At 68.2% G+C, this 10,293-nt stretch carries 6 protein-coding genes; 2 read left to right on the top strand and 4 right to left on the bottom strand.

Annotated elements, in window-relative coordinates; genetic code table 11:
* Nucleotides 1-842, bottom strand: an 842-nt coding sequence (locus Q8Q85_11750; GenBank protein ID MDP3774928.1) for a M48 family metalloprotease, incomplete at its 3' end; no start/stop codon positions are given.
* Complete coding sequence (locus Q8Q85_11745; protein ID MDP3774927.1) at nt 839-1,426, bottom strand: LemA family protein; 588 nt, start codon at nt 1,424-1,426, stop codon at nt 839-841. The genes Q8Q85_11750 and Q8Q85_11745, both read right to left, overlap by 4 nt.
* A gap of 86 nt (nt 1,427-1,512) precedes the next feature.
* Here Q8Q85_11745 and Q8Q85_11740 point away from each other — a divergent pair, with 86 nt between their 5' ends.
* Both Q8Q85_11740 and Q8Q85_11735 read left to right on the top strand, forming a co-directional pair.
* A complete protein-coding gene (locus Q8Q85_11740; protein ID MDP3774926.1) occupies nt 1,513-3,441 on the top strand; it encodes a hypothetical protein in 1,929 nt (642 codons plus the stop codon).
* Nucleotides 3,442-3,693: 252 nt separating this feature from the next.
* Nucleotides 3,694-6,312, top strand: coding sequence for a TonB-dependent receptor (locus tag Q8Q85_11735; GenBank protein ID MDP3774925.1), 2,619 nt, complete (start codon nt 3,694-3,696; stop codon nt 6,310-6,312).
* 182 nt (nt 6,313-6,494) lie between these two features.
* On the opposite strand, the gene Q8Q85_11730 is transcribed toward Q8Q85_11735, so the two are convergent.
* Nucleotides 6,495-8,411 (bottom strand): NAD(P)-binding protein, encoded by a 1,917-nt coding sequence (locus Q8Q85_11730; protein MDP3774924.1) that lies wholly within the window; start codon nt 8,409-8,411, stop codon nt 6,495-6,497.
* A gap of 552 nt (nt 8,412-8,963) precedes the next feature.
* Nucleotides 8,964-10,205 (bottom strand): hypothetical protein, encoded by a 1,242-nt coding sequence (locus tag Q8Q85_11725; protein ID MDP3774923.1) that lies wholly within the window; start codon nt 10,203-10,205, stop codon nt 8,964-8,966.
* Between the last annotated feature and the right edge of the window lie 88 nt (nt 10,206-10,293).

The following is a 10,293-nucleotide window of genomic DNA, read 5'->3' as shown; positions in this document are numbered from 1 at the left end:
GACGCGGTCGGAGCCGCGGCCGACTCGATCTTCTGAAGGGCGGAGGCGAGCGCGGCGGGATTTCGCGTCAACTCCGCGCCGGTCGCGTCGGCCAGGTACTCGCGGTTGCGGGAGACCGCCATCGCCATGAAGCGGGTGATGATCGGCGCCAGGATCAGCGTGACGACCCAGAGCACCAGGAGCACGATCGCGATCGCGCCACCGGCGCCGCCCTTGCGGCCGCGCCCGCCTATCAACCGCCCGCCGCCGCCGCGGAAGATGCGACCCATCCCGTCAGACAGGATGACTACCACTCCCACCAGCGCCGCGATCAGGGTCATCAGGCGCACATCGAGGTTGCGAACGTGCCCCATCTCGTGCGCGACCACGGCCTGGAGCTCCTCGCGGTTGAGCGCCGAGAGCAGCCCGCGCGTGACGGCGATGCAGGCCGACTCCGGCCCGTGGCCCGTGGCGAACGCGTTGGGGTCGGCGTCTTCGACGATATAGACCTTCGGCCTCGGAAGCCCCGCCGCGATCGCCATTTCCTCGACCACGTTGAGGAGCTGCTTCTCCTCGTGCGACCGCGGGTTCGTCAGCTCGACGCCGCCCGCGGCCCAGAGGACCTGCTTCGGCCCGCGCGCCCACGAGTTCCACGCCACGATGGCGGCGATCAGCGTCACGACGATTCCGATCCACGGGACGGAGTAGTGCGCGGCGCCGAACTGGTCCATGGAGCCGAAGTACAGCACGGCGTCCCCGCCGAAGCCGAGCCAGGCGAAGAAGAGGATGAAGAGCAGCAGCCACAGCGTCGTCTGGCGGCGGTTCCGCGCCTGCTGCTCGAGGAGGTTCAGCGTCTCGGTCACGACGCCGGCGGCTTCTTCCCCATCGAGAGGTCCACCTGCGGCACCGCGCGCTCGGCGGCGTCCTCGATCTCCCACAGCTCGGCGGGCGAAGCGCTGGCCCACCCCACGACCAGGTTGGTCGGGAAGAGCTGCTGCCTGGTGTTGTACTTGGTCGCCACGTCGTTGTAGAACTGCCGCGAGAACGCGATCTTGTTCTCGGTGGACGACAGCTCCTCCTGGAGGTCGCGCACGTTCTGCGACGACTTGAGGTCGGGGTACTGCTCCATCACCACGAAGAGCTTGCCCAATGCGCCGGTGAGGGCACCCTCCGCCGCGGCGGTATCCTTCACGCCCCCGCCGCCCTGCATCGCCCGCGACCGGGCGGAGATCACCGCGTCCAGGGTCTCCTTCTCGAACTCCATCGAGCCCCTGATGGTGTTGACCAGGTTGGGGATGAGGTCGTGCCGCCGCTTGAGTTGCACGTCGATCTGCTTCCACCCGTTCAGCGTGTCGTTCTTGAGGGTGACGAGGCCGTTGCGCGCGCCGATGGCCCAGAAAAGGACGATGACGATGACGACGACGAGAATGATGAAAGGCAAAGGCATGGCGTCAGCCCATGGACGGAGATAGCGCGAATGTGGCGGCCCGGTGTACCGCTGGCAAGTCCGCTGCATCCTCGGTATCCTGTCCCATGCGCCGCCTCGCGGTCCCCTTCCTCCTGTGCGGGTGCCTGTCGGCCCGTCTCGCCGCCCAGCAGCCGGCCCCGAGCATCACCGTCGTCGCCAACCCTTCCTTCCGTCCCACGGGCGTGCTGCTCCCGCACTTCCAGTTTTTCGTGACGGTGGACACCGCGGCGGGCGGGCTGGTGTTGCGGGACCTCACGATCAACCCCGTGACGTTCACCGGCACGGTGCGAATCGAGGGCGTAGCGGCCGGCGCCCGTGCGCCGGAAGACGCCGGCTTCGCCGACAGCGTGCGCTTCGGAGGGGACGGGCAGGTGACGCTGCTGGTGGCTGACGCCGGCTCGCGCTCGCCCATCGCCATCGAGCCGCGAGGCGCGCGGACGGCTTCGGGCGGGCGCTTGGTGATCGCGGCCCGCAGCTGGCCTTTCGGTCGCGGGTTCGTCGTCTCCATCGAACCCGCGGACCTGTACGAGCACTATTGGCGTACGGCAGGCTACGGGGTGCGCGACCGGATCCGCATTGACGACCGGCTGGGTTTGGCGTTCCTCACCGACACCAGCGTCGCAGGTACGGTGGTGGCCATGGGGTTGGGTCGCGGCACTCGTGGCACGCTCCGTACCGACCTCACGTCGGTGGTGCTCTTCCGGCGCTTCGGGGAAGAAGTCGGGCGGGAGCGACGGGCCGTGGGCAAGCTGGTCCTGGTGATCGATCCAGTGCGCGGCGCCGGGGCCACGGCGCGCGCCGAAATGATCTTCGGCGTGGGCGCCACTGAGGAGGAGGCTGCTCAGGCCGCACTTTCGGCATCCGCGGATAGCGAGCCGGCCGGAGCGCAGGCGCCGCCGCGCGTGCGTACGCCGTCGGGCGACCTGGACCTGGCGCTCGAGCATCTCTTCGCCGCCGCCCGCCCGATGCTGGACTGGGACCGGCTCGGGGGTTACCGCGCCGTTCCCTCAGGCTCGGACGGCTTCCTGGGCGCGCGGGTGTCCGACGGCTGGCGCGCCGGCGGAATCGCGCTCCAGCTCGGCGACGCGGGCAGTGGGTGCGGGCAATACCAGCTTTTCGGGCGTCATGCCGCTCCGACGGGCGCCATAGCCGTGCGCGTGGACACGCGCGGCCGGTATCTGTGGGTGGACAGCTCCACGGTTCCCTCGAACGGCGAGGGAGCGGCGTGGAGGATACTTACCGGCTACTCCTGCTACCGCGCCACGCGCGACAGCGTCTGGCTCGTAACGGAGCTGCCGGGCCTGCGCGCGATCGCCCCGACGGCGCGGGAGGCGGCTTCGGAGGGCTCGGAGCTGCGCGCCGAGGCGCTGGAGAGGCTCGCGGAGCTGGAAGACGAGGCTGCGGGGCGCTGGAGGCTACCCGGGGGAGAGAATGCCGGAGTGTGGCGCTCCGAGGCCGCGAGGCTCCGCTCTTCGCTTCCTGCCCCGGCTGCCGGGCCCGGCTGGCGGGCCCTGGTGGAGGAGGCGGGGCGCACGATCCGCACCCAGTACGGGCGCCCCTCGGGGCGGGCCGACACCAACGGCCTCTCGATGGCCGCGGCGGGCGGGCTACTGGATCGGGTCGCGCGGGGCCTGTTCGGCGTGGACGAGCACCTCGACCGCGTCGAGGTCGGGCCACGGGTGGACGGCATCGCGGACGAATTCGTGTGGCGGCTCGATGGGTGGCGGCTCGGAAGCGACTCGCTGAGTGTCAGGTATCGGCCGGCAGACCGCGCCGCGACTATCCGGGTCGGCGCCCTGCACCGGGTGCGACTGGCGCTGCGCTTCCCCTGGCTGAGCGCTCAGTCGTGCGTGTCCCTGCAGCGCGGTTTCGACGCCGTCGAGCATCCCCAGCTCGTTCCCCTCTCCGACGGAGCCATGTTCGTGGACCTGCGCGCCCACTTCGATCCGGCTGAGGTCACGGTATCCGCGGCACCGTGCGTTGAGGGGCAGTGAGCGGCCTTCGTCAAGTCTTGACAACTCCTCCCGGGCGCCGTATTTGAATAGCCGAACCCATATGCCATGTATGGCGCGTCTTGGCCCTGTTCGGCCGGGGGCGGTTGCGACGGCCTCGGGCCCCGCGGCACGAGGGCAAGGCCTTGACAGGGTTTTGAAAGAGCCGTATTCAAGCTTCCAAGCTACTCCATTCGTACTGTGGGCCCACGCTTCGAGCAGGAGAATCCTATGTTCAGCCATCGAAGTCGGTTCGTGACATTCGCCGCACTTGCCGCAGCCCTGTACGGCGTCCCCGCGAATGCCCAGACCGGCCGGATCAGGGGCGTGGTGCGCGACGGCCATTCCGGCGCACTGTCAGGAGCCACGGTCAGGGCCACGAACCAGGGCACGAGCGCTTCCAGCCGCACGGCCACGGCCGCCGACGGCACTTTCCTCATCATCAACCTCGCGCCTGGCTCCTACACCGTCTCTGCGGCGGTGCCCGGTCTGCGGGCGGTGTCCCAGAGGGACGTTCGGGTCGCGGCAGGGGCGGAGGTCTCGCTCGAATTCGTGATGCAGACTCTGATGCTGGCGCCGATCACCGTCACTGCCATGCTCCGCGAGCAGACGCTGATCGAAGTGCCGTTCTCCATCGCTGCCCCCTCCGAGGAGCTCCTGCGCGCCCGTGGGGCGGACAATATCGAGGCTGTCGCGGCTACCGTGGCGGGGTTCAGCGTGCAGAACCTCGGCCCCGGCCAAAGCCAGATCGCCATGCGCGGAGCCTCCTCCGGCCAGATCGCCCGGGACCAGCCGGGGGTCAAAGAGCAGGTGGGCGTCTATCTGGACGACGCGCCCGTCTCCCTCTCGTTGTTCACGCCGGACCTGGACCTGTTCGACATCTCCCGCGTGGAGGTGCTCCGCGGGCCCCAGGGCACCCTGTTCGGCGCCGGCTCCGCGGTCGGCACCGTACGCTACATCAGCAACCAGCCCGAGCTCGGCGTGAACGCCACCTTCGGCGAGGTGGGCGTCAGCGTGATCGACGGCGGCGCCCCGGGCAGCAACGCCAAGCTTGGCTTCAACGTGCCCCTCGGCCCCAGGGCGGCCTTGCGTGTGGCGGGCTACGGCAACCGGATCGGCGGATTCATGGATGCGGTGCAGCCCAACCTCGCAGTCGAGAACGACGTCAACGGCGGCGACCGGACCGGCTTTCGGGCCGCCGTCCGCTTCGTCCCGAACGAACGCCTCAGCATCACTCCGCGGGTCGTCTACCAACGGATAAGGATGGACGGCTGGAACCGCATCGACGCCTTCAACATCCTGGCCAACCCGTACACCACCACGCGGCCCGCGGTGACGCTGGGCGAGCGCCAGCTCTTCACCCAGGTCAACGAGCCGTTCACCGACGAGTTCCTGCTCGCCGACCTGAACCTGCGACACGACTTCGGCGGAGTGAGCCTGACCTCGATCACCTCCTACACTTTCCGCGACGTCCTGGTGGTGCGGGATGCGGGGGCGCTGACCTCCAGCATCACCGGCGGCAGCATCGGCCTCGCGGAGGGGATCTACACGCTCGACTCGCCGCTAAACGACTCCACCAATTCCAAGGTGTGGACCCAGGAAGTGCGCCTGTCCGGCGGAACGAATCGCGTCAGGTGGCTCGTGGGCGGTTTCTACAGCAACAACAATCGCCACTACGCCCAAGACCTGTTCGTCTCAGGGTTTGACGCGCTCGCGGCGCCAATCCTTGGCGCCCCAGCCGGCTTTACGACGGGGCAGTATTCCCCCCAGGATCACCTGTTCTGGTCCCGGCTCGACTACGAACTGAAGCAGTACGCCGTCTTCGGCGAAGCTACGGTGTCCGCGGGTCCGCGGCTCGACCTGACCGGCGGCCTTCGCTACTACAACTTCGACGAGAACCGCGAGCAGATCTTCGACGGTATCTTCGGCCAGGACGGCGCCGGGAACGCACAATCGCAGCCCGGTGCCGCCGACGCCAACGGCGTGGCGCCTCGCTTCATCGCCAGCTACAGGGCGTCCGACGATCTCACCTTGAACGCCCAGGCCTCGCTGGGGTTCCGGCTGGGCGGGATCAACGATCCCCTCAACGTTTCGCTGTGTACGGCCGAGGACCTGGTGACATTTGGTAACCGGGACTCCTGGACTGACGAGACGGCGTGGAACTACGAAGTGGGGTTCAAGTCACGCCTGGCGGGCGGCCGCGCGGCCGTCAACCTGTCCGCGTTCTACATGGACATCCGCGACCTCCAGTTGAGCGTCACGGCGGGCTCCTGCTCCTCTCGGCTGATCTTCAACGTGCCGAAGGCCCGTAGCCAGGGGCTGGAGCTGGAGGTCACGGCCAACCCCAGCGAGGGCCTCGACGTTTCCTTTGCGGCAAGCCTCAACAACTCCGAGCTCAAGTCCACGATCAGTTCCGCTGGGCAACCGGTATCCGGCATGGAGGCGGGCAACCGCCTGCCCAGCGTGCCGCAGATCCAGGTGACCTCCGCGGCCACGTATCAGTGGCAGGTGAGTCCGGCGTCGCGGGCGTTCGTCACGGGCAGCTACCAGCATGTGGGCTCGCGCTTCACGGCGATCGACGACCATGCCGCGGGTTTCGGTACCGTCGACTTGAACTCGTTCGGGGCAAACACCATCGGCGGGCCCCTGACCCAGTCAACGTTCACGTTTGATCCGGAGCTGCCGTCCTACAGTATCCTCAACCTGCGTGTCGGCCTGATCCGCGAGGGTTGGGAGGTTGCGGTCTTCGCCAATAACCTGACCGACGAGCGGGCCTTGCTCGCCCTGGACCGGGAGCGGGGAACCCGCGGCCGCGTGGGTTACCTGACCAACCAGCCGCGAACTGTGGGGGTCTCGCTCCGCTTCAATTACTGAGTTCCGGTCCACGCGCGGCCGGGCTCGGGTGCCGGGCCCCGGGGTTCGCTGTTCGAACCTCGGGGTTCGGCCGTCTAGCAAAACGCGCGTGAGTGGCGGGGGCGCGGGGGCCCAGACCGCGCCCCACCGTATCCCCTGACATCCGGGTATGATCTGGGCGCCTCACCGCGAGTCGAGCGCCCCTAGATCGCATGCGCGAGCTGGTTGAATGCTCGCCGTCCCTCGTCCGCGGCCGTCCCCCAATGCTGCCAACCAGCCAGTTCTGAGTGCGCAAAAGCGATCCGCCCATAGCGGTTTCGAATGACGTCCCGCGGCGCCCTGCCCGACGCGCCACCGAAGAAACCCGGATAGGGGACCGAGTACGCGTGTCCCCAACGGTTCAGGATGAGCCCGGCCACATCCCTCTCGGCATTGAACCCGGACGCCGCGAACAGCTTCATCATCTGGGCGTGGATCTTCCGCTCGAACTCCGGATAGGAGGTGTTCAGGAGCTCCGTGCGGCCCCGCGTCGTCTGCGCCCTCACCGGCAGTCCGGGACGATGGAAGGGCGTGTAGAATGACAGGATCGTGGGTTGGTCCGGATCCAGCGGGGGCCGGTAGCTGCCCACCTGCATCGGGTTCCTGATGTTGCAGGTATACCCGAAATCGCCCTCGCCCCGGTCCCAGATCGCGGCCGTGATCCCGAGCCGGTACAGGAAGCGCCAGTTGGTGAGCGCGACGTTCGCCACGAGGAAGGGCGCGTGCACGAATTGCCCGTACGCCTCGCGGTACTCCGGTGGCATGTCGCGCACCACGTACCGGTTCATCCACCCGCCCGTGGCCATGATCACCGCCCTGGCCCGGATCCCATGGAGCCGGCCATCGCGAGTATAGACGACCTTCACGGTGCCGGAGGATGCGGGATCACCCTCGTGCTCCACGCTGAGGACGGTGGAACGCAGACGCACGCGGAGCGGCTGTCCCGTCCGATCGAGGGCATCGAGGTTGATGCGACCGCTGATGATGTCCTCGAAGCTGTCCGTCCCGGCGATGGCGTCCGGGATCAGCCGTTTGACGAAGTAACGGACGAAGCCCGAATTGCCCCCGGGGAAGGACACCCGTCTGAGGTCCGGGGGCAGAGGTTCGGTGAGGGCCGGCATCGGGAGCTGGTAGGCCACGTAGGCCGAGACGGCATCGCTTCCCAGGCCGCAGGCGGAAGCCAGGAACAGGTCCGCATAACGGGCGGCTTCCGGGCCCAGGTGGAGCTCCCGCTCGAGGAACTCCTGGTACGACATGATGTCGAGGGCACGCACCGCCTGCTCGTCAGTTGCGAACCGCCGGGTGGCGCCCGACGTGTACCACTGGAGCAGCGTCCCACGGGCAGCCTCGGAGAGGGGCGTGTTGGCCAGGCGCCGTTCCCACATGTCGATGGCCCAGGTCCCCTCTTCTGGCGGGCCCGTGCTGAAGAAGTGCCCGACGCTCGTGTGCTGCTGGAGTCCCCGAACCAGGTACTCGTAGTTGTCGGGACTGAACCGAAGGGGTTTTTCCGCCGGTGGCCAGTCGCGGAACTGGAACTCCCTCGGCACACCCAGCTCCGCATAGTATCGGGGGTCCCCGGAGGCCCCCTCCGTATCGCTCACGACTCCGGGCACGAAGAAGCCGTTCGCGCCCTGCGGCCCGATCAGCCGGACCCCACCCACGTCGAACTCGTTCTCCTTGGCCTCGCCGCCGAAGAGCGGGTGGTCGTCCAGCATCAGGCAGGTCTGGCCGGCCCTCCTCTTCTTCGAGTATTCCAGCGCCGCTCCCAGTCCGGCGACGCCGGCGCCGACGATCGCAAGGTCATGGTCTTGGATGCTCTCCACTCGATCGAAGCCGGAGGGGAACCCGCGGTCGCGCAGCCGATGCGCCGTCTCCACCGCGTCCGGCGTGTTGCCGTGGGAGAAGCGGTAGTCTCCGACTCCGCCGTAGCCGTACCAATCCTGACCGAGGGACCAGCTGGCTCCCGCACCGTCGTCTTCCGCGATCTGACGGGAGGGCCTGCACCCGAGCAACGCACCGCCTATGCCGAGCAGCGCGCCATTTAGGAAATCCCGCCGGGTGACGTGTGGGCCGAAGCTCATCAGCGGTGCTCGTCAGTCACGGTCGCGGTGTTCTCCGTCCGCAGCCGTTGGGCGACCTCGGCAAGACCGTACGCGCCGGGCGGCCATTGCGCGGCCAAAGGCTGTCAGCTCCAACCTCGTGTTCTGTGGCACAGGCGGCATCACGGAGCGAGATATCGCACAAACCAGGCGACCATGCGAACCGTGCCTTGTTCCTAATATGGAGCGCGAGCCCCGAATCACGTCCCATGCCCGTCGAAGGGCGTTCGCGTGGGGGCCAGCCACCGAGTCCACGGCCAGCACTTCAGCAAATACGGATTCTGGCCGAGCGGGCGGTGGGGGCGGGGGAATCGGTCGCATACTGAGGACCTGGCAACCCACCGGCGGTTTGCGAAGATGCCGTTCCCCATCAACGAGTGCACGCCGCGCAGCCCGGAGCCGGCGGGGTGCACGGAGGAGGCGGGCTTCTAGTCTAGGAAGAGGTTGAAGTAGAAAAGACGTTGAAGGCTGAAGAGATAAAGAACGTTGAAGGGCCCGGGATGTCTGCTCCGGGCCCTTTCAACGCTTCAACTTTCAACGCTTCTTTCTCTTCAACAGCAGCACCACCAGCCAGATCCATCCGACCAGGGCCACCGCGTGCGGGAGCGATGCCGACGCGAGGACCAGCGCCGCGTTCACCGGCACAGCCACGGCCTGGCCCAACCGCGATGACGGCATCCATCGGGAGAGCGCGATCACTTGGTTCGCGTCCGCGCCGCGCGCGCGGAACGTCGCCAGCAGCACCGCCGTCAGTGCTGAGTCGCTCATCGCGCGCCAGCCCGGTACCCGCGCCACATTCCAAACGCTCGCCGTGTTGCCCAGGCCGTGCATGTCCGTTGCGCCGAAGAGCGTGACGTAGTGCAGGCGGGCCTGGACGACCATCGCGCGTCGCGCGTCGGGCGGGAATTCCATCGCCCTGGGGGACGTCGTCCAGATCTCGAAGCCGCCCACTCCCCAGCGCGCCAGGTCGCCGAGGTCCGCGCCCCAGTGCTTGCGCCAGTACTCAGGCAGGCTGGCGATGAGAAAAGGCGGTTGGAGAGAAGAAGGCGGCGAAGAGTCGAAGGCGAGACGGCGGATCAGTGCGCCGGTGGAATCCCACGACTGGTTGAACCCGCGGTTGTCGATCTCTCGCCTATTGCCCAGGACGATCAAGTGGAGGCCGTGGAGCGACAACTCTTCGCCGTCCAGGAGTCGCGCCGTCTCTCTCTGTGCGTCGGTGCGTCGGCGCGTCTGTGCCTCGTGCCGGTTGTGGTCCGTTACGAACGCCGCGTCGAAGCCGGCGCGCGCGTGCCAGGCGGCGTTCGCGGCGGCAACGAAGCCCCGCCGGCCGTCGTGCGAAGTCGAAGTGTGCGAGTGGAGGTCGAATACCAGCAGGTCTGGGTCGTCGGCGACGAGCCGGGGTATCGGGCGCGGCAGGTACGCGACCCACGCGATGAACGCGGCGACGCACGCCGCAAAGACCACGGCGCCAAGGGCCTCTCGCGGCAGCGACCGCTCCTTGGGTCGCTCGCGCGGTGGCGCGATAGCGACCAGCCGAGCGACGACATACGCGACCACCGCCCACGCCCCGAAGCCTTTCAGGTCCGCAGTGCCGCCACCGTTGAGCCAGTCGGCGAGCAGCGTGAAGGGCGCGAAGACGAAGTGCCAGACCGGGTATGCGAGATGGACGTCGGCAGGGGATGCGCCCGAGACTACATCGATCAGCGGCGAGCGGCGCGCGAGTTGCGCCAACAGGACGGCGGCGCTGAGTAGGAGCGGAAGGCGCCACCCACGCATTCCGGGCTAGGGCTCCCCCTCCCACGCGGCCTCGCGCAGGGCCCGCGCGACTGCCTCCGCCGCGCGCTTCCGGCTCGCGCCGGACCGG

It is taken from the genome of Gemmatimonadales bacterium, assembly GCA_030697825.1.
Taxonomy (GTDB): domain Bacteria; phylum Gemmatimonadota; class Gemmatimonadetes; order Gemmatimonadales; family JACORV01; genus JACORV01.
This window is presented reverse-complemented; position numbering and strand designations above follow the sequence as displayed.